General features: G+C 72.7%; 19 protein-coding genes and 1 pseudogene. 9 read left to right on the forward strand and 11 right to left on the reverse strand.

The features are described from left to right. Positions 1-107: 107 nt before the first annotated feature. The 7 genes from QNO09_RS05960 (at position 108) to QNO09_RS39665 (ending at position 8,910) form a co-directional block, all read left to right on the forward strand. Positions 108-785, forward strand: a complete 678-nt coding sequence (locus QNO09_RS05960) for a FadR/GntR family transcriptional regulator (RefSeq protein ID WP_283969188.1) — start codon at positions 108-110, stop codon at positions 783-785. Next, on the forward strand, positions 782-2,224 hold the full coding sequence (locus QNO09_RS05965; protein WP_283968983.1) for an amino acid permease: 1,443 nt from the start codon (positions 782-784) through the stop codon (positions 2,222-2,224). Before QNO09_RS05960 ends, QNO09_RS05965 begins: the two co-directional genes overlap by 4 nt. Positions 2,225-2,256: 32 nt before the next feature. Beyond that, positions 2,257-3,273, forward strand: a complete 1,017-nt coding sequence (locus QNO09_RS05970; protein ID WP_283969189.1) for an asparaginase — start codon at positions 2,257-2,259, stop codon at positions 3,271-3,273. A 118-nt stretch (positions 3,274-3,391) separates the two neighbouring features. Next, positions 3,392-4,801, forward strand: coding sequence for an aspartate ammonia-lyase (gene aspA / locus QNO09_RS05975; protein WP_283968984.1), 1,410 nt, complete (start codon positions 3,392-3,394; stop codon positions 4,799-4,801). Positions 4,802-4,835: 34 nt separating this feature from the next. Next, a complete protein-coding gene (locus QNO09_RS05980) occupies positions 4,836-5,768 on the forward strand; it encodes a glutaminase (RefSeq protein WP_283968985.1) in 933 nt (310 codons plus the stop codon). A gap of 365 nt (positions 5,769-6,133) precedes the next feature. Continuing rightward, complete coding sequence (mptB, locus tag QNO09_RS05985) at positions 6,134-7,528, forward strand: polyprenol phosphomannose-dependent alpha 1,6 mannosyltransferase MptB (protein WP_283968986.1); 1,395 nt, start codon at positions 6,134-6,136, stop codon at positions 7,526-7,528. Beyond that, complete coding sequence (locus tag QNO09_RS39665; RefSeq protein WP_349636949.1) at positions 7,525-8,910, forward strand: glycosyltransferase 87 family protein; 1,386 nt, start codon at positions 7,525-7,527, stop codon at positions 8,908-8,910. Before mptB ends, QNO09_RS39665 begins: the two co-directional genes overlap by 4 nt. 59 nt (positions 8,911-8,969) lie before the next feature. Here the strand turns inward: QNO09_RS39665 and QNO09_RS05995 are convergent. The 4 genes and pseudogenes from QNO09_RS05995 to QNO09_RS06010 all read right to left on the reverse strand — a co-directional run. Continuing rightward, a pseudogene (locus QNO09_RS05995) lies at positions 8,970-9,830 on the reverse strand (D-alanyl-D-alanine carboxypeptidase family protein); the annotation flags it as partial. A gap of 204 nt (positions 9,831-10,034) precedes the next feature. Next, on the reverse strand, positions 10,035-11,177 hold the full coding sequence (rho, locus tag QNO09_RS06000; protein WP_283968988.1) for a transcription termination factor Rho: 1,143 nt from the start codon (positions 11,175-11,177) through the stop codon (positions 10,035-10,037). 263 nt (positions 11,178-11,440) lie between these two features. Further along, complete coding sequence (locus QNO09_RS06005) at positions 11,441-12,268, reverse strand: class I SAM-dependent methyltransferase (protein WP_283968989.1); 828 nt, start codon at positions 12,266-12,268, stop codon at positions 11,441-11,443. Between the two features lie 69 nt (positions 12,269-12,337). Beyond that, on the reverse strand, positions 12,338-12,736 hold the full coding sequence (locus QNO09_RS06010; protein ID WP_283968990.1) for a nuclear transport factor 2 family protein: 399 nt from the start codon (positions 12,734-12,736) through the stop codon (positions 12,338-12,340). Between the two features lie 68 nt (positions 12,737-12,804). Here QNO09_RS06010 and QNO09_RS06015 point away from each other — a divergent pair, with 68 nt between their 5' ends. Beyond that, positions 12,805-13,368 (forward strand): PadR family transcriptional regulator, encoded by a 564-nt coding sequence (locus tag QNO09_RS06015; RefSeq protein WP_283968991.1) that lies wholly within the window; start codon positions 12,805-12,807, stop codon positions 13,366-13,368. A gap of 4 nt (positions 13,369-13,372) precedes the next feature. Beyond that, positions 13,373-14,104: a class I SAM-dependent methyltransferase gene (locus tag QNO09_RS06020; RefSeq protein ID WP_283968992.1), complete on the forward strand. Its 732-nt coding sequence runs from the start codon at positions 13,373-13,375 to the stop codon at positions 14,102-14,104. A 32-nt stretch (positions 14,105-14,136) separates the two neighbouring features. Here QNO09_RS06020 and QNO09_RS06025 read toward each other — a convergent pair whose 3' ends face one another. The 7 genes from QNO09_RS06025 to QNO09_RS06055 form a co-directional block, all read right to left on the reverse strand. After that, entirely contained in the window at positions 14,137-14,355 is a 219-nt protein-coding gene (locus QNO09_RS06025) for a serine aminopeptidase domain-containing protein (protein ID WP_283968993.1), read from the reverse strand. Positions 14,356-14,434: 79 nt separating this feature from the next. Beyond that, positions 14,435-15,601 (reverse strand): serine hydrolase domain-containing protein, encoded by a 1,167-nt coding sequence (locus QNO09_RS06030; RefSeq protein WP_283968994.1) that lies wholly within the window; start codon positions 15,599-15,601, stop codon positions 14,435-14,437. Positions 15,602-15,713: 112 nt separating this feature from the next. After that, positions 15,714-16,682, reverse strand: coding sequence for an acetylxylan esterase (locus QNO09_RS06035; RefSeq protein WP_283968995.1), 969 nt, complete (start codon positions 16,680-16,682; stop codon positions 15,714-15,716). A gap of 249 nt (positions 16,683-16,931) precedes the next feature. Continuing rightward, positions 16,932-17,516: an Rv1733c family protein gene (locus tag QNO09_RS06040; protein WP_283968996.1), complete on the reverse strand. Its 585-nt coding sequence runs from the start codon at positions 17,514-17,516 to the stop codon at positions 16,932-16,934. Between the two features lie 216 nt (positions 17,517-17,732). After that, positions 17,733-18,488 (reverse strand): ferredoxin reductase, encoded by a 756-nt coding sequence (locus tag QNO09_RS06045; protein WP_283968997.1) that lies wholly within the window; start codon positions 18,486-18,488, stop codon positions 17,733-17,735. Beyond that, on the reverse strand, positions 18,481-19,086 hold the full coding sequence (locus tag QNO09_RS06050; protein ID WP_283968998.1) for a sulfite oxidase-like oxidoreductase: 606 nt from the start codon (positions 19,084-19,086) through the stop codon (positions 18,481-18,483). The genes QNO09_RS06045 and QNO09_RS06050 overlap by 8 nt, the downstream gene beginning before the upstream one ends. Positions 19,087-19,173: 87 nt before the next feature. After that, positions 19,174-19,572 carry a MarR family winged helix-turn-helix transcriptional regulator gene (locus QNO09_RS06055; protein ID WP_451522742.1) on the reverse strand — a complete coding sequence of 133 codons (399 nt, stop codon included), beginning with the start codon at positions 19,570-19,572 and terminating at the stop codon, positions 19,174-19,176. Positions 19,573-19,650: the final 78 nt, after the last annotated feature.

Here is a 19,650-nt window from a genome sequence, read left to right on the forward strand (position 1 = left end):
TTCGGGGCGCTTCCGCCTTGACAGCACGAGCCGTGGCCCGGAGTATCTCTCCCGTGAACCTGTCAGACAGCCGGACAGCCGGACAGCCCGTGCGGCGCATCAGCGCCATGGAAGCGGTGCTGGCGCACTTGCGCGGCGCCATCGAACGGGGCGAGTACGCCATCGGCGACAAGCTCCCCTCCGAGGCGGAGCTGTGCCGTGCTCTGGAGGTCTCCCGGCCGGTGCTGCGCGAGGCGCTGCGGGCCCTGCAGACCATGGGCCTGACCGTGTCCCGGACCGGCAAGGGCACCTTCGTGGTGGCCAGCACCGTGGAGGACCCCACCTTCGGTGACTACGCGGCCAGCGACCTGCTGGAGGTGCGCCGCCACGTCGAGATCCCGGTCGCCGGGTACGCGGCCCGGCGCCGCACCCCGGAGAACCTCGACCATCTCGCCCACCTGCTCGACCGCATGGAGCGGGAGACGGACACCACGGCGTGGGTGGCCATGGACACGCTGTTCCACCTCGCCGTCGCCGAGGCGGCCCAGAACCCGGTCTTCCGCCGGGTCATCGAGGAGATCCGGGACGCGCTGGCCCGCCAGTCCGCCTTCCTCAACGAGCTGGGCGGCCGCCGCGAGCAGTCCAACCGCGAGCACCGGGCGATCGTCGAGGCCCTGGTCGACGGTTCCGAGAACGACGCGGTGGAGGCCATGGCCCACCACCTCGATCGCGTCGAGACGACCCTCACCGACATCGTGCGCGCGTCGCACACGGACACCCCCACGGAAGGCGGAACCGAGGCGTGAGCGAACAGGCCCTGCACGACGATGTGCAGAAACGTTCCATCCATGTCGACGCCGGAGACGCGGGCTACAGCAAGTCCCTGAAGTCCCGGCACGTCAACATGATCGCCATCGGCGGAGCCATCGGCACCGGCCTCTTCCTCGGCGCAGGGGGCCGCCTCGCCGAAGCCGGCCCCTCCCTCTTCATCGCCTACGCCGTCTGCGGCCTCTTCGCCTTCCTCGTCGTGCGCGCCCTCGGCGAACTCGTGCTCTACCGGCCCTCCTCCGGCGCCTTCGTCTCCTACGCCCGCGAGTTCATGGGGGAGAAGGGCGCCTACACCGCGGGCTGGATGTACTTCCTCAACTGGGCCACCACCGGCATCGCCGACATCACCGCCGTCGCCACCTACACCCACTACTGGGGCATGTTCTCCGACGTACCCCAGTGGGTCATCGCGCTGATCGCCCTCGCCGTGGTGCTCACCGTGAACCTGATCTCGGTGAAGATCTTCGGCGAGCTGGAGTTCTGGTTCGCCATCGTCAAGGTCGGCGCCCTGGTCGTCTTCATGTGCATCGGCATCTTCCTGCTGGTCACCCAGCACCCCGTCGACGGCCACACCCCAGGTCCGTCCCTGATCGGCGACAGCGGCGGCCTCTTCCCGCACGGCCTGCTGCCCATGCTGCTGATCATCCAGGGCGTCGTCTTCGCCTACGCCTCCGTCGAACTGGTCGGCGTCGCGGCCGGCGAGACCGAGAACCCCGAGAAGATCATGCCGAAGGCGATCAACTCGATCATGTGGCGCGTCGGCGTCTTCTACGTCGGCTCGGTCGTCCTGCTGTCGATGTTGCTGCCCTGGAACAAGTACACCGCCGGTGAGAGCCCCTTCGTGACGGTGCTGTCCAACATCGGCGTCCCGGCGGCCGGCGGCGTGATGAACCTGGTCGTCCTCACCGCCGCGATGTCCTCCCTCAACTCCGGCCTGTACTCCACCGGCCGCATCCTGCGCTCCATGGCCATGGCCGGATCCGCGCCGCAGTTCACCTCCGTGATGAGCCGCAGCCAGGTCCCCTACGGCGGCATCCTGCTCACCAGCGGCATCTGCGTGCTGGGCGTCGGCCTCAACTTCGTCGTGCCCGCCGAGGCGTTCGAGATCGTGCTGAACTTCGCCGCCATCGGCATCCTCGCCACCTGGGGCATGATCATGATCTGCCACCTCCTCTTCTGGCAGAAGACCCAGCGGGGCGAACTGACCCGCCCGGGCTACCGGCTCCCGGGCTCCCCCTGGACCGAGATCGTGACGCTGGCATTCCTCGCCTCCGTCCTGGTCCTCATGTACGCCGACGGCGGCGCGGGCCGCACCACCGTGCTGTGCCTGCCGCTGATCGCCGGGGCCCTGGTCGCCGGATGGTTCGCCATCCGCGGCCGTATCGCGCGCAAGTCCACCACCGGAGCCGGCGCGTGAGGAACGCGCCGCTCCACGAGAAGCAGGCAGTGATGTTCAGCAGCTCTCTCGCGGACGCACCCCTGGTCCGTGAACCCGCCCACGCCCCCGTCGCCCACCTCGTCCGCGGCGGGATCGTCGAAGGCATCCACTACGGTTCCGTCGTCGTCCTCGGCGCCGACGGGGAGGTCTCGCTCCAGATCGGGGACATCGAGGCCGCCTTCTACCCCCGTTCCGCGATCAAGCCCGTCCAGGCCGTGGCCATGGTCCGGGCGGGACTGCCGCTCGACGGCGAGCTGCTGTCGCTGACGGCCGCCAGTCACTCCGGCGAGGAACGCCACCTCGCCGGCACCCGGCGCATCCTCGAACTCGCCGGGCTCACCGAGGACCACCTGCGCAACGTCCCCGACCTGCCGTTCGACCCGGTCGTGCGGGACGGCTGGGTGCGCGAGGGCCGAATGCCCTCACGGCTCGCCCAGAACTGCTCCGGCAAGCACGCCGCCATGCTCTACACCTGCGCCCTCAACGGCTGGTCCCTGGAGGACTACCTCGACCCCGGTCACCCGCTCCAGCAGGCCGTCGCCGAGATCGTCGAGGACCTCACCGGGCAGCGCATCGCCCGGGTCACCGTCGACGGATGCGGGGCGCCCCTGTTCTCCCTCTCGCTGCACGGCCTGGCCCGGGCCACCGCCCGGATCGTCACCGCGGCGCCGGGCACACCCGAGGCCCGGGTCGCCGACGCGATGCGGGAGCACGCCGAGATGGCGTCCGGCTCCGGCCGGGACGTCGCCGCGCTGATGCGGGCCGTGCCGGGGCTGCTGACCAAGGACGGCTTCGAGGGCGTCCAGGTCGCCGCCCTGCCCGACGGGCGGGCCGTCGCCGTGAAGATCGCCGACGGGGCGAACCGGGCGCGGGTGCCGGTGGCTGCCGCCGCGTTGGCCCGGGCCGGCGTCGACCCGGAGCTGCTCACCGAGTTCGCGGGTGAGCCGCTGCTCGGAGGTGGGCGGGAGGTCGGGCGTGTGCGGCCCGTTCGCTCGCTGGAGCCGGTCGCCGGTACGGCCCACGCCTGACGACCTGCCGGATCTCCCCTCCGACGGCTGCGGGTCCGCTGTGGCCGGTCGCGCAGTTCCCCGCGCCCCTTCAGGGGCGCTTCCACCCTGTACCTCAGAGAAGAGGACCCTCACCGTCATGACCGCCGCCACCCGCTCCGAGCACGACCTGCTCGGCGACCGTGACGTTCCCGCCGAGGCGTACTGGGGTGTGCACACCCTGCGCGCCACGGAGAACTTCCCCATCACGGGCATGCCCATCTCCGCCTACCCGCACCTGATCGACGCCCTCGCCGCCGTCAAGGAGGCCGCCGCCCTCGCCAACGAGGAACTCGGCCTGCTGGACCCCAAGAAGGCCGCCGCCATCGTCGGGGCCTGCCGCGAGATCCGCGACGGCGAGCTGCACGACCAGTTCGTCGTGGACGTCGTCCAGGGCGGCGCCGGCACCTCCACCAACATGAACGCCAACGAGGTCGTGGCGAACCGGGCGCTGGAACTGCTGGGCCGCGCCAAGGGCGAGTACGCATTCCTGCACCCGAACGAGGACGTCAACCTCGGCCAGTCCACCAACGACGTCTATCCGACCGCCGTCAAGATCGCGACGGTGTTCGCGGTGCGCGGGCTGCTCGACGCGATGTCCCTCCTCCAGGACACGTTCGCGCACAAGGCCGTCGAATTCCGCGACGTGCTCAAGATGGGCCGTACCCAGTTGCAGGACGCCGTGCCCATGACGCTGGGGCAGGAGTTCTCGGCCTATGCCGTCATGCTGGACGAGGACCGGTCCCGCCTCGCCGAGGCCGTCCGGCTGATCCACGAGATCAACCTGGGCGCGACCGCGATCGGCACCGGGCTCAACGCCCCCGCCGGATACGCCGAGGCCGCCCGCCGCCACCTCGCGGCCATCACCGGGCTGCCCCTGGTCACGGCGGCCAACCTGGTCGAGGCGACCCAGGACTGCGGTGCCTTCGTGCAGATGTCCGGCGTGCTCAAGCGCGTCGCCGTCAAGCTGTCCAAGACCTGCAACGACCTGCGGCTGCTGTCCTCCGGCCCGCGCGCCGGCCTGGGCGAGATCAACCTGCCGCCCGTGCAGGCCGGTTCGTCCATCATGCCCGGCAAGGTCAACCCGGTGATCCCCGAGGTCGTCAACCAGGTCGCCTTCGAGGTGATCGGCAACGACGTCACCATCACCATGGCCGCCGAGGCCGGACAGCTCCAGCTCAACGCCTTCGAGCCGATCATCCTGCACTCCCTGTCGGAGTCCATCACGCACCTGCGCAACGCGTGCGTGACCCTGGCCGAGCGCTGCGTGTCCGGCATCACCGCCAACACCGAGGCGCTGCGCGCCGGCGTCGAGAACTCCATCGGCCTGGTGACCGCCCTCAACCCGCACATCGGCTACACCGCCGCCACCGACATCGCCAAGGAGGCCCTGGCCACCGGGCGGGGCGTGGCCGAACTGGTCCTGGAGAAAGGTCTGTTGCCCGCCGAGACACTCGCCGGGCTGCTGCGCCCCGAGGTCCTGGCGGGCAGCGGCCGGACCCAGGCCTGACCTGCCGGAGCACACCGGGACCGACGGAGGGACAATGGTGATCATGACGTCGTCGACCACCTTCCAGCCGGTCCTGGAGCGCATTGCCGAGGAGATCGAGCGAACCCCCGGCCGCGGCCGGCCCGCCGACTACATCCCGGCGCTCGCCGCCTGCGACCCGCGGCGCTTCGGCATGGCCGTCGCCGACCTCGACGGCACCGTGTACGGGGTGGGGGACTGGCGGCAGCCCTTCTCCGCGCAGTCCCTCACCAAGGTGTTCACCCTCGCCCTCGACCTGGCCCGCGAGGGCGACGCCCTGTGGGAGCACGTGAGCCGCGAGCCCTCCGGCAACCCCTTCAACTCCCTGGTGCAGCTGGAGTACGAGAACGGCATCCCGCGCAACCCGTTCATCAACGCCGGCGCCCTCGTCGTCACCGACCGGCTGCACACCCGGACCGGTGACGCCTCGGGTGAACTGCTGGCGTTCCTGCGGGCGGAGAGCGGCAATCCGGACCTGACCTTCGACAAGGAGGTCGCCGCCTCCGAGTCCGCCCACGGCGACCGCAACGCCGCGCTCGGCCACTTCATGGCGTCGTACGGCAACATCGACAACCCCGTGCCCACGCTCCTGGAGCAGTACTTCCGCCAGTGCTCCATCGCCGCCTCCTGCGCCGATCTCGCCCTCGCCACGAGCTTCCTGGCCCGGCACGGCATCCGCGCCGACGGCACCCGCCTGCTCTCGCGCAGCCAGGCCAAGCAGATCAACGCGATCATGCTGACCTGCGGCACGTACGACGCGGCGGGCGACTTCGCCTACCGGGTGGGCCTGCCCGGCAAGAGCGGCGTGGGAGGTGGCATCATCGCGGTCGTCCCGGGCCGCTGCACCCTGTGCGTGTGGAGCCCGGGCCTCGACGAGCGGGGCAACTCGGTGGCGGGCGTGGCGGCGCTCGACCGCTTCACGACCCTGACCGGGCTGTCGGTCTTCTGACCGCCGGCGCCACCATGCCGGGGGCGGGCCGGGCGCTCATCGGCGCGCGCACCGGGGTGCGCCCTCCGCGCAGCCTGCTTGCTTTCAGCCGAGGAAATCCTCCAGCACGGGCAGCGGCAGATCCGTGCGCCGCATGAGGCTCATGTACCCGACTCCCGGCTCGCGGTCCTCCCCCGAGCACGAGGAGGGTGGGCGCCATCAGGCCCCGCAGGCCGTCCGTGGGGGCACTGGCGCCGGTAGAACGTCCGCCGTGGTGGGAACTCATCCGCCGGCGATCACCGGCCGGTCACGCGCAGGCCGTCCCCCGGAGAGAGCAGCGCCCCCTTCCGGCCATCCGCCGTTGACACGCTGCCCGAGTGTTGGCCATGGCTTTCCCCGTCGATCTCCGCCGCTGCCAGATACTCGGGCTGGCCGGTACCGCCTGCCTCGCCCTGGGCGGTGAGACGGCCGGTGCCCTGCCCGTGGCGGACCTCCTCCACCCGGCCTCCGTTCACGCCGCCCTCGGCCTGGTCGGGGCGTACTTCGGCGTCGTCCTGCTGATCGCGGCCTGGGCGCTGCTGGGCCGGGTGGTCCGCGAGCCCAGACCACCCGCCCCCCGCGCCCTGCTGCTCGTCCTCGCCGCCTGGGCGGCCCCGCTGCTGCTCGCCCCGCCGCTGTTCAGCCGGGACGTCTACAGCTACCTCGCCCAGGGCGCGATGGTCGAGGCGCACATGGACGTGTACGCGCACGGGCCGTCCCGGCTCGGCGGTCCGCTCGCCGATGAGGTCGCCCCGCTGTGGGCGCACACGGGCGCCCCGTACGGCCCGGTGTTCCTCGCCGTCGCGGCGGGGCTGTCGGGTCTGACCCACGGCGAACTGCCCGCCGGGCTGCTCGGCATGCGGCTCGTCGCCCTCGCCGGCGTGGCCCTGATGGCGGCCGCGCTGCCCCGCCTCGCACGGCACAGCGGTGCCGACCCGTCCGCCGCCCTGTGGCTCGGCGCCCTCAACCCGCTCGTCCTGCTGCACCTGGTCGCGGGCGCCCACAACGACGCCGTCATGCTCGGCCTGCTCGGCGTCGGCCTGGTGGCGGCGCTCGGCCGGTGGCCGGTTCTCGGAGCCGTCCTCGTCACCCTCGCCGCCCTGGTCAAGGCGCCCGCCGTGCTCGGACTCGCCGCCGTCGTCGTCCTCCAGATCCGCGCGGGCCACAGCCCGGCCAAGGCCCTGGTGACCACCACGGCCGCGGCAGCGGCGACCACCGCCGCCGCGACGGCCGCCGCCGGCACCGGATACGGCTGGGTCGGCGCGCTCGACACGCCCGTCTCACCCGGGAACTGGGCCCTGACCACGCTCCTCGGCCGCGCCACCCGGGCCCTGCTGGAGCACCTGGGCAGCGATCTCGCGCCCCTGGCCGTTCCCGCCTGGCACGCGCTGGGCATCATGGCCGCCGTGGTCGCGAGCGTGCTGATCTGGCTGCGGCTGCGCCCCCGGCCGGTGTACGCGCTCGGCCTGTCCCTGGCGGCCGTGGCCGCGCTCGGCCCGGCGATCCGCCCCTGGTACGCGCTGTGGGGCCTGTTCCTCATCGCCGCCGCCACACCCAGTACGTCCGTACGCCACCGCATGGCGGCGGTGACCGGGGTGCTCGCGCTGTGCGTCCTGCCCAGCGGAGGCCCGGCGGACACGGGGCAGCTCGTGCTCGCCGTCTCCGGCGGCGCACTCGCGGTCGTCGTACTGTGGCAGGCCCACCAGGCCGAGCTCGCCCCGGTGCCGGGACGCGCGGCATGACCCCGGCCCTGCCCCGCACCGATCGCGGCCGGCTGCTGCTGGTGCTCGCCCTCGCCACGCTGGTGACCGCGTTCACCGCGACCGTGCCCTTGCTGCGCGACTGGTTCGACCTGCGCGTCTACTACGGCAGCATCGACACCTGGGTCCACCACGGCGGCCGCCTCTACGACTACCGGGTGCCCGGCACGACGTACGGCTTCACCTACCCGCCCTTCGCCGCGGTCGCCATGCTGCCGATGGCCCTGCTGGGCCTTCACACCGCGATCGCCGCCGCCCTGCTGCTCAATCTGGCCGCCCTGGCCGTGATCCTGCGCCTGCTCGCCGGAGCGGACCGGCGGCGCCCCGGCTGGTTCGGCTGGGCCCTGATCGCCTGTCTGCTCGCCCTCTTCGAACCGCTCCGCGACACCGTCGGCTTCGGCCAGGTCAACCTTCTGCTGCTGGCCCTCGTCCTCGTCGACGCGACGCTGCTCGCCACCGGACGCGGACGCCTGGCGGGTGCCGGCATCGGGCTCGCGGCCGCGATCAAGCTCACGCCCGCCCTGTTCATCGGCCTGCTGCTGGTGGCCCGACGGTGGCGCGCGGCCGCTGTCGCCACGGCCGTCGCCCTCGCCGCCACGGCCCTGGCGGCGGGGGTGGACCCGGACGCCTCGCGGTTCTACTGGACCGAGGCACTGTGGGACACCGACCGCGTCGGACGTCTCGGCTACGTCTCGAACCAGTCGGTGCAGGGCGTCCTGGCCCGGCTCGGTGAACCGGACCGCGCGGTGTGGGCGGTCGCGGTCCTGCTGGTCCTTGTGATGTGGGCGCTCCGGACGCGCCGGGCGGTCGCCGCGGGGAACTGGGCGGCGGCGTTCGCCCTGACCGGCCTCGCGGCCTGTCTCGTCAGCCCGGTCACCTGGGTGCACCATCTCGTGTGGCTGCTGCCGTCCTTCGCCGTGCTGGTCCGCGCGGGTCGCCCGCGGGTCGCGGGCGCCCTGTACGCGGTGCTGTGCACCAGCGTGGTGTGGCTGTGGTTCGACGACCCGTCAGGTGTCGACGGGTTCCTGGGCAGCAACACCTATGCCTGGATCACTCTGGGGCTGCTGCTGTGGCTGCCGGTGGGTCAGTCCCGCCCGGGTCTACGGACCGGAAGCCGCAGCACCAGCACCACGACGGCCGCGCCGGTGCCGGCGGCACCCGCGATCAGCGTCGCCTCCGTCCAGGCGGAGTCGCGCCCCTCCGGGACGGCCGCCGCCTCGGCGGCGGGCGGCGGCGTCGCCGGCCTGGCCCGGGTCGGCGGCGCGCCGAGCGAGCCCACCGCCCGTACCTTCCCGGACGCCGTGAAGCCCCAGTCGAGCAGTGAACGCGCCTCCTCGTACACGGCGGACCCGCCGCCCTCCTGAGGGTTCATCACCGTCACGACCAGGGTGCGCCCGTCCCGCCGCGCCGCGGCCACGAGCGTGCTGCCGGCCTTGCTGGTGTAGCCGTTCTTGATGCCGATCAGCCCCCGGTACGGCTTCACCCCGTCGGCCCCGCTCAGCAGCCGATTGGTGTTGCGGATCGGGTACGACCAGGTGCCGCCGCCGGGGAATTTGGCCTCGACCGTGGCGCAGTACCGGGCGAAGTCGGGGTTGCGCAACCCCACCCGGCCGAAGAGCGCCAGGTCGTACGCCGACGACACCTGGCCCGGCGCGTCGTAGCCGTCGGGTGACACCACGTGGGTGTCGAAGGCGCCGAGGGACCGGGCCTTGGCCTGCATCCGCTCGGCGGTGAGCCGCCAGCCGCCGTTGAGCTCGGCCAGGACGTGCACGGCGTCGTTGCCCGAGTTGAGGAAGACACCCCGCCACAGGTCGCCGATCCGGTACGTACGGCCCTCGGCGACGCCGACCAGGCTGCTGCCGGCACCGATGCCCCGCAGCTCCCGCGCGCGGACCGTGTGCCGGATGCCCGCCGGCAGCCCGGGCAGCACGGTGAGGGCGAACAGGGTCTTCAGGGTGCTGGCCGGGGGCAGCTTGCGGTGGGCGTTGCGGGCGGCCAGCACCTCGCCGGTACGGGCGTCGGCCACCAGCCAGGACAGGGCGGAGACCTCCGGGACGCGGGGCGCCCCGGCGCGCGGGCGGACCTGGGTGCCGGGGCGGTACAGCAGCGAGGGGTGGGGGGCCGCGGCCCTCGGCCCGCCCGGCGGAGTGGGCTCGGCCCCGCCGGGATCGGCCGCCGCCGTGGGCATCAGCGCCAGGAGCCCTGCCACGCAGAGCGCACCGGCCGATACGGCCGCCCGGGAAGAGAATCCGATGATCATATGATCAACGTAGAAAACGGACATGCTCCGCGCGGTGACGACGGGGCCGCACTCCCCGCACCAGCACCCGGATGGATGATCTCCTGTGTCCTGCCCTCCGGCCGTCCGCCGCGTCCTCGGCGACCACGCCCCACGCGCCCGCGCAAGGTCCGGTGGCGCCGGGATCGACACACCCTCGGCGCCGGGGAGGGGCGCTTTCTCGACTGCTCGGTGGCTCCCCGGGGCCCGTCAGTCCGAGGGCAGGGTCGGCTGGACGCGCCGCAGGAACGTCGCGTTGTCCGGTGTCTCGCGCATGCGCTCGAGAAGGGTCTCCAGGCCGCCCTGCCCGTCGCGGCCCCGCAGCACGCGCCGCAGCCCGTGGACGGCCGTCAACTCGGCCGGACGCAGCAGGAGTTCTTCCCGGCGGGTGCCGGAGGGAGTGATGTCGACGGCCGGGAACACGCGTCGGGACGCCGGGTCCCGGCTCAGGCGCAGTTCCATGTTCCCGGTGCTCTTCAACTCCTCGAAGTAGTAGTCGTCGGCCCGGGAGCCGGTCTCCACCAGAGCGGTCGCGAGGATCGTGAGCGAACCGCCCTCCTCGGCCGACCGGGCGGCACCGAAGAACCGCTTGGGGCCGGTCAGCGCGGACGCGTCGACACCCCCGGTGAGGATGCGGCCGCCGGACGCGGCCGCGTTGTTGTGCGCCCGGCACAGCCGGGTCAGGGAGTCGAGGAGGAGGACGACGTCCTCGCCGGCCTCCACGAGCCGCTTGGCGCGCTCGATCACCAGGTCGGCGAGCGCGATGTGCTGTTCGGGGCCGCGGTCGAAGGTCGAGGCGTAGATCTCGCCCCGCACACAGCGCCGCATGTCGGTGACCTCCTCGGGCCGCTCGTCGAGCAGCAGCGTCATCAGCCGGCACTCGGGATGGTTGCCGCTGACGGCGGCCGCGATCTGCTGGAGGAGGACGGTCTTGCCGGTTTTGGGCGGGGCCACGAGGAGTCCGCGCTGGCCCTTGCCGACCGGCGCGACAAGGTCGAGGACGCGTCCGGCCAGTCCGGCGGCGGGGTGTTCGAGCCGCAGGCGTTCGTGCGGGTGCAGCGGCGTCAGGTCGTGGAAGTGGCGCCGCCCACGCAGGTCCACGGGTGTGCGGTGGTCGATCCGTGTGACATCGGTCAGGGCGCGCCGGTCGCCGGGCACGCCCTCGACGAAGTCGCCCTTGCGCAGGCCGTACCGGCGGATCAGCGCGGGGGAGACCGCGGCGTCGGCGGGTGTGGGCAGGCAGTTCTCGGGGCGCAGGTGTCCCCTTCCGTTCGCGTCGATGTCGAGGACGCCGGACACGGCCCGGGCGGGCGTCTGCTGCCGCGCGGACGGCTGTTGGAGTGTGGTGGTCATGGTGGTGGTGTCCTTTCACGGACGGCAGGCATGAGACATGCGAAGGCAAGGGGGGAGAGGGCCGCGAGGGGAGGGGGCTGTGGCACGCCTCCGGGCGGCGGGGAAACAGCGCCTCGGACACGACGGAACGCGTCGACGCTGGAAATGAAGGAGAGAGGTGAGGAACCGGCACCGGCGCCCACACGAAGGGGCGTGCACGAGTGCTGCTCGGATTGTACCACCGACAGCGGTGGACGTGGGCAGTCGATCCTGGGTGGGCTACCTCAGCGGGTGGCCAGCAGCCCGTACAGCAACGGGATGCGCGGCTCGGGCAGCCGCCACCAGCCGGACTCCGTACGGACCATCCGCGCCCAGCGCGGCCAGGGAAGTTCGTCGCCTTCCCGCAGTCGCCGCACGGCGAGTCCCGCATCCGTCAACGCATTGACGACCTCGCCCATTCCGTGCATCCACTCGTAACTGTCCGTGGCGCCCTCGACGGCCGGACCGTCCGTGTAGGTATGGGTCCCGTCGCGGTGCACCGGGCCCGCGCCGCCCAGATAGTCGTGGCGCAGCAGCAGTTCGGGGCCCTCGTCCGGTGCGGGCTTCGGCCCGAGCGAGTTGAGCAGGGGATGGAACTCGACAACGTACAACCGCCCGCCGGGGCGCAGGAGCCGGCCGATGACCTCCGCCCACCGGTCCAGGTCCGGGAGGTAGCACAGCGCGCCCTTGCCGGTGTAGACGACGTCGAACCGCCGCCCGCCCAGGGCCTCGACGGCGTCGTACACGTTCGCCCGGACGTACGTCACGTCCGCGCCGGCCCTCGCCGCGATGTCCCGGGCGGCCGCCACGGATGCCTCGGAGAAGTCGAGGCCGACGGCCCGGGCACCGCGCCGGGCGAAGGCGATCGTCTCCGTGCCGAGGTGGCACTGCAGATGCAGCACGTCACGCCCGGCCAGCTCGCCGAGGTCCTCCCACTCGAACGGGGCGAACCAGCGTTCCGGGTCGGGGTCCTGGTCGAGACCGTAGAACCGGCTGGCGAGGTGGACGGGCGTGCGGGCGTCCCAGTTGGCCTGGTTGGCCCGCATCAGCCGGTCGTGCTCGGCGGACGTCATGAGGACATCCAACCCTGAACCGGCCGCGGGCGCCGGGGGAACGCGGGAAAGGGCCGTAGGACCCGTCGCTCAGAGCGAGCGGGTCCGCGCTTCCTCGGCGATCCGCTCGAACTGCGCGCCCATGGCCGCCGCCAGCGCCTGGGCCGCGGACAACGGGCGCACCATCACGGTGAGTTCGTCGATGAGCCCGTTCTCGTCGACGTGGATGAAGTCGCAGCCGTCGATCTCCCGGTCGCCGACGCGCGCGGTGAAGACCAGGGCGTGGTCGCGGCCGTTCACGTCGTTGATCTCGCGCACGTAGCGGAAGTCCTGGAAGACCCCGGACACCGCGCGCAGGATCGCCGCCGTGATCGCCTTGCCGGCGTACGGCTTGAACACGACCGGGCTGGTGAAGACGACGTCCGGCGCCAGCAGCGCCTCGGCGGCGTCGAGGTCGAGCTTCTCGACCGCCTCGCGGAATGCACGCATCGAAACCGCCTAGTCAATTCGTTGAGTAAGTGCGGAGTAGATTAGTCAAACATTGGTACGGTGTCCACATGTCTCTCAAGTACGCCGTCCTGGCGGCGCTCCTGGAGGGCGAGGCCTCGGGATACGAGCTGTCCAAGGTGTTCGACGTGTCGCTGGCCAACTTCTGGGCGTGCACCCCCCAGCAGCTCTACCGGGAACTGGAGCGCCTCGCGCAGGACGGACTGATCGAGGCCAGGGTGGTGCGCCAGGAACGGCGGCCCGACAAACGCATGTTCACGCTGACCGAGGCCGGCCGCGAGGACCTGGACGCGTTCGCCGCCACACCGCCCCGGCGGCCGACCGCCATCCGCGACGAACTCCTCATCAAGATCCAGGCGATGGACGGCGCGGACCCCGGGGCGACCCGTGCGCTGGTCGAGGAGCGCGCCGCGTGGGCCCGCGCCAAACTCGCCCGCTACCTCCGCGTCCGCGAGCGCCTCCTGGCCGGCCGCAGCGAGGAGGAGTACCTGCGGGGGGCCGACCGCGTCGGCCCGTACCTCACGCTGATGGGAGGCATCGGCTTCGAGGAGGAGAACCTCCGCTGGTGCGCACGCGTCCTCGCCGCCCTGCGGCAGCGGGCTCGCCTAGGCTGAGCCGATGTTCAGCCCCGAAGGACCCCGTCTGCGTGAGCTCGCCGTCCAGGCGCTGTCGTCCGTCGAGCACGGTTACGACCTCCTTGCGCCGAAGTTCGATCACACGCCCTTCCGGACTCCCGACGCCGTCCTCGACGCCGTCGGCTCCGCCCTGCGGCGGACGGGGCCCTTCGGCGCCGGGCTCGACCTGTGCTGCGGCACCGGTGCGGGCGTCGGCGTCCTCGCGCGGCTGTGCGAGGAACGCGTCACGGGCGTCGACTTCAGCGCGGGCATGCTCGACGTCGCACGCGAGCGGGTCGGGCCGCAGGGTCCGCCGGTCTCCTGGGTCCGGGCCGACGCGCGCGCCCTGCCCTTCGCGCCGGCCTTCGACCTGGTGGTGAGCTTCGGGGCCTTCGGGCACTTCCTGCCCCGCGAACTGCCCGGACTGTTCACACAGGTCCGCTCCGTCCTGCGGCCGGGCGGCCGCTTCGCGTTCCCGCTGGTCGCGCCGCCCCGCCCCGCCTCCCTCGGCTACTGGACACTGCTGGGCTTCGACACCGTGATGCGGGTGCGCAACGCGCTCTGGCGCCCTGCGTTCGTCATGTACTACCGCGCGTTCCGCCTCGCGGACGTACAGCGCGCACTCGCCGCGGCCGGCTTCCGGGTGGAGCTCCACGCGCTGGAGGAGTTCGGGCGGCGCCCCGACGGGAGCCCCCGGGTGCGGCTCGTCATGGCCAGGCTGCCGGACACCCCGTAGGCCCCGCGACGCCGCCCCGCGGCAGGTGCTCGTCAGCCGCGCAGGAAGTCCGGCGGATCGTCGTCGAACGCCTTCTCGTAGTCGCCGACCCGGCCGTGCGGGGTGCCCGGGTACACCGTCCGTGCCGCGTCCTTCACGAGCCGGGACGCCCGGTGGGCCGAGGCGGCGATCGGCGCGATCCGGTCGTCGTCCCCGTGCGCGACGAGCGTCGGCACGTCGATGCGCCGCGGGTCCTCGGTGAAGTCGGTCACGGAGAAGTGTGTGACGCAGTCGGGGGCACCGACCAGCCGGGAAGGACGGCCGGGCGGTCCGGCCGGAACCGGCCCGCCCTCACAGCGCGCTGTACAGGGCGTCGACCAGGGCCGTCTTCCGCGGGTCGTTGGCGATATGAGGGCCCATCCGGTTCATCACATAGCCGAGGGACACGCCCGCCTCGGGGTCGGCGAGCCCGCAGGAGCCGCCGAAGCCGTCGTGTCCGAAAGCACGCGGGTTGGGCCCGTAGGAGCCGTCGGGTCCGCTGAGCCAGAGCCCGAGCCCCACTTCCGTCTCGTGCTCGAAGCCGGCGCCGAGCACCAGGTCCCGGCAACTGCCCTGCCCCTCGCGCACCCGCTCGGCCGCCTCGCGGGACAGCAGGCGATGCCCTCCGTGGGAGCCGAGCCCCGCGAAGACGCCGTACAGCGACGCGACCGCACGTGCGGTGCCGTGCCCGTTCGCCGCCGGGATCTCGGCGGCCCGCCACTCGGGTGTGTTGGCCACCTCTGCGGACACCGCCGGGTTGGTCAGGGCGGCGATCGCCGCGGGCGCCAACTGGGCGAAAACCGACGCCTGTTCGCTGCCTGCCGGGGCCGCCGGCGCGATGAGCTCGGCCACCCGGCCCGAGTCCCGCACCGGCAGGCCGATGTGGAAGTCGACATCGAGCGGCCCCGTCACCTCCCGCGCCAGGAAGGCCCCCGGCCGCAGTCCCGACACCCGCCGGACGACCTCGCCGACCAGATGGCCGTACGTCAGCGCGTGATAGCCGGACCGGGTGCCCGGTTCCCACCACGGTTCGGTCGCCGCGAGCCGCTGTGTGGTCAGCTCCCAGTCGCAGAGCTGCTCCAGCGAGTGCGGTTCCCGCAGGCCGGCCAGGCCGGCGCGGTGGGACAGCAGATGCCGGACGAGAACCTTCTCCTTGCCCGCCGCCGCGAACTCGGGCCAGTACACGGCCACCGGCGCGTCCAGGTCCAGCAGACCCCGGTCGACGAGGAGGTGTGCGCATAGCGCCACCGGTCCCTTGGTGGTGGACCAGACGTTGACCAGCGTGTCCCGTTCCCACGGCCGGGAGCGCGCCGCGTCCGCCCAGCCGCCCCACAGATCCACCACGGTCGCGCCGCCGACGGTGACGGCCACCGCGGCGCCCCGTTCACCCCGCTCCCGGAAGTTGTCCTCGAACGCCCTGCGCACCGCGGTGAACCGCGCGTCACAGTGACCGTGCACCTGTGTCTCGTTCCCGGACATGAGCCCCCTCCGCCGACGGTCCTCGGCCCGGGCCGCTGTGTCGCGGTCCGGGCGCGATGAACGTACCGACTGGTCGGACCAGGAGGAAGCCCGCCGGGTGGGAACGGCCGGATCAGATGTACGAACGCATCCAGCGCACCTTGGCCGCCTGCTGGAAGGGGCCGCCGCCCTCGTGGTCGTTGAAGTCGTAGACCTCGATCGTCTTGTCCTCGTGGCTCCAGGCGTTGAAGGCCGCGAAGACGGTCGAGGGCGGGCAGGTCTGGTCCTCCAATGCGGCCGAGAAGAGCGCGGGAGCCCGGCCGCGGGCGGCGAAGTGGACGCCGTCGAAGTACGACACCGTGCGCAGGGCGTCCTCGGCGCGGCCGCGGTGCGTCTTGAGGTAGAGGCCGATCTCCCGGTACGGGTGCCGGTCCGTGATCGTCGTCGCGCGCGGGAAGTCGCACAGGAACGGCACGTCCGGGGCGATGCCCGCCAGGTCCGGCACCAGACCGCCGACCGCGATCGTGATGCCGCCGCCCTGGCTGGAACCGACGGCCACCGTGCGCGCCGGGTCGGTGAGGGGGTGCGAACGGGCCGCCTCCACCGCACGCACCGCGTCCGTGTAGACCCGGCGGTAGTAGTAGTCCTCCGGGGCGTCGATGCCGCGCGTCATGAAACCGGGGTACGCGGGCGCACCCCCCACCGGGTCCGCCGTGCCGCCGCCCCCGCCCCAGGCGCTGCCCTGTCCGCGGGTGTCCATCACGAAGTGCGCCCGGCCCGAGGACGCCCAGAGCAGGTGCTCGTGCGGGAGGCCGCGCCCTCCGCCGTAACCGACGAACTCCACGACCAGCGGCAGCGGACCGTCCGCGCCGGCCGGCAGGGTGAGCCAGCCCTTGACCGGATGGCCGCCGAAGCCCGCGTACGTCACGTCGAACACCTGTACGGTGGACAGGTCCGTGTCGACCGGTTCGAAGCGGGCGTCCAGCTCGTGCCGACGCGCCTCCTGGAGGGTCTTGGACCAGAACGCGTCGAAGTCCTCCGGCTCGGTGGCCGCACTGCGGTATTCGCGGAGTTCGTCGAGAGGAAGGTCGAACAGGGCCATGCGTGACCACCTTGGGTGAGGAGCGGCTACAGGGGCGGTGCGGATGATCACACTACGGCGGTGGTCGGAGGACTGGCCAGGGTTTTATCCGGGACTGGCTTGCGGAGTGCTGCCCTGCCGGAGCAGGTCATGCCTGGTCACGGGCCGGAGAGCGAGATCACGGGTGAGAGTGCCGCAGAGGGTGTCGTGCGCGGGTGGTCGGGTCACCTGGTGGTCGTGAGGGCACGGCCGTGCGGATGCCGCCGTGTCTCACGTGCGGCGGTGCGTCCACCGCGGTTCCGTGCGGGCCCACGCCCGGTCCCACTCGGCCAGGCGGCGGCGCAGTGCCATCCGGCGTACCAGGAGGTGGCCGAGGAGCACGACGAGCACCGCACCGCCCGCGGCGCAGGTCCCGAGCGTGAGGGTGTGCTGCCAGACGGCCGTGTCGTCCATCGGCGGCATCACGTTCCGCCCCTGCCGGTCGAACCAGACGTCCACGGCCTCGCCCCGCCGGGCGTCCGCGGGCACCCGGGCCGTGCTGGTGCGCGTGCCTCCACCCGGCTCCGTCCAGCGCACGGTCGCCCGGTACGTGTACTGCCGGCCGGCCTGCACCGCCGCCAGCGTGTCGCCCTTCCGGCCGACCACCTCGACCCGGACGCGATGTCGCTCGGCCCGCTGCTCCGCCGACACCGACCGGGCCTCGTCGTGGGCCCACGAGGCGGCCGCCACCCCCGCCAGGGGCGCGCCCACGAGGATGAGGACGGCGACCACCAGCCGCGTCCACGCCTCGACGGCGTCCGACCGGCGCCGCAGCGGACTGCGCCGCCAACGCCAGCCGCGTACCCGGGTGCGCATGCCCACCTCCTCGCCCTCACCGCGGCCCGGGGCCGGACCGGCTGCGGTGCGCCGCCTCTGCCTCCGTGTCACGCCGCGCGTGCGAAGGCCCACACCGACGGGGTCCCCCCGCGCCCCTCGATCGCTCCGGGGCCGTGCGGACGGGAGGAGCGGCGTGCCGGACCCCCGGCTGGGTGCCCGGCGCGACCACGGCAAAACAGCGGCAGAACAGCGAGTTCAGCCGAAACGCTCGATCCGGATCCGGTCCACCGGCTGACCGGCCGTCACGAGCAGTCGGGAGGCGTGCTCGGCGAAGGAGTTGGAGCCGCACACATAGGCCTCCCACCCACCGGAAGGCCGCTGGGCCAGGAGCGGCGCCACATGTGCGGCCGCCATACGTCCCACTGCCGCACCCTCCGGCGCGCTCCGGGTGAAGACGGGCGTGGTCTCGGCGCCGAACTCCCGGGCATAGATGAGCTCCTCGGGGCTGCGGGCGGACACCACCAGCCGCAGCGGCACGGTCAGGTTCCGGGCCCGGTGGTGGCGGACCATCGACATCAGCGGTACGACGCCGGAGCCGGCGCCGATGAGGAGGGCGGGCCGGTCGCCCGGCCAGGCGAAGAAGCCGCTCACCGGGCCCCGCACCTCGACCCGGTCACCGGGCCGGGCGACGGTGTGGAACCAGCCCGAGACCTCGCCGCCCTCGACATGGTCCAGGGTCAGCTCCACATGCCCCGAGTCGTCCGGCGCGGAGGCGATCGAGTAGTGGCGCTGGGCCGCGTAGCCGTCCTCGGCGGTCAGCCGCACCATCAGGTGCTGGCCGGGCAGATGCCCCGGCCAGCCGGGCACGGCGAGTCGGAAGGTGGCGGCGCGGGGGGTCTCGCGGCGGATCTCGGTGAGCGTGGCGATCCGCCACGCGGAGGCTGCCCGCTCGCTCACCTCGACGCGTCCGGGCACGGCGAACCGCGTGGGAGGCACGAAGGTCTCAGTCACCGGAGTACCTCTGCTCCTCCCACGGGTTGCCCCGTTCGTGATAGCCGTTCTGCTCCCAGAAGCCCGGCTCGTCGTGGTCGAGGATCCGCAGACCCGCGATCCACTTGGCGCTCTTCCAGAAGTACAGGTGCGGCACCAGCAGCCGTGCCGGGCCGCCGTGCTCGGGGGCGAGGGGTCGTCCGTCGTACTCCCAGGCGATCCACGCGCGCCCGCCGGTCAGGTCGGTGAGCGGGAGATTGGCCGTGTAGCCGGTGTGCGAATAGGCGACGGCATGGGTGGCCGCTGCCTGGGGCCGGACCACTTCCAGGAACGCGTCCAGGGACACGCCCGAGAACCGCACCCCGAATTTCGACCAGCTCGTCACGCAGTGGATGGGGCCCTCGTACGCCGACGGCGGCAGCCGGTGCGCCTCCTCCCAGTCCCAGGTGCGGGGCTCGGCCACCAGCCCGTCGACGCGGAAGGTCCAGTCGGCGGGTGCCAGTTCGGGAGTGACCTCGGCGGACAGGACGGGCCAGTCCTCGCCGGCGTCGTACTGGCCGGGCGGCAGACCGGGATCGGCGACGCGCGGACGCCCGGTGAAGCCTCGGGTGATGTGCATGCGGTGGTGCCTCCGGGCCGGTCCGACGGTGCCCCGCCGGACCGGTGTGCTCAGTGTGTGCGTATTCAACCGTACGTGCGGGGGTGTCTAGGCCTGCCGATCGGGACCGGGCCGCGCGTTGTAGCGCACGAGGTAGTCCGCGAACCGGTTCAGGTCCTGCGTCGGCCAGTCGGCCAGGCGTTCACGGAAGGCCGCCCGGCGGCTCTCGGTGACCTGCGCCAGGAGGTGCCGCCCGGTGTCCGTCAGGTGCACCACCTGGACGCGATGGTCCCGCGCGTCGGGTCGGCGCTCGATGAGGCCGGCGCGCTCCAGCCCTCCCACCTGGCGGCTCACGGTGGACTTGTCCAGGGCGTAGTGGGCGGCCAGGTCGGTGGCCCGGCATCCCCCGCTCTCCTCCAGATGCCCCAGCAGCGTGTACGACACCAGCGACAGCTCGGGATGCATCCGGCCCGCCGCGGCACGGGCGCGGCGGGCGAAGACCGTCATCTCCCGCTGGATGGTCTCCACGGCGTCGGCGGTGTGCACGGGACCTCCCTCTCACCGCGTGCGGCTCGACTCCCTCCA

Source organism: Streptomyces sp. 378 (genome assembly GCF_030124145.1).
GTDB lineage: Bacteria > Actinomycetota > Actinomycetes > Streptomycetales > Streptomycetaceae > Streptomyces.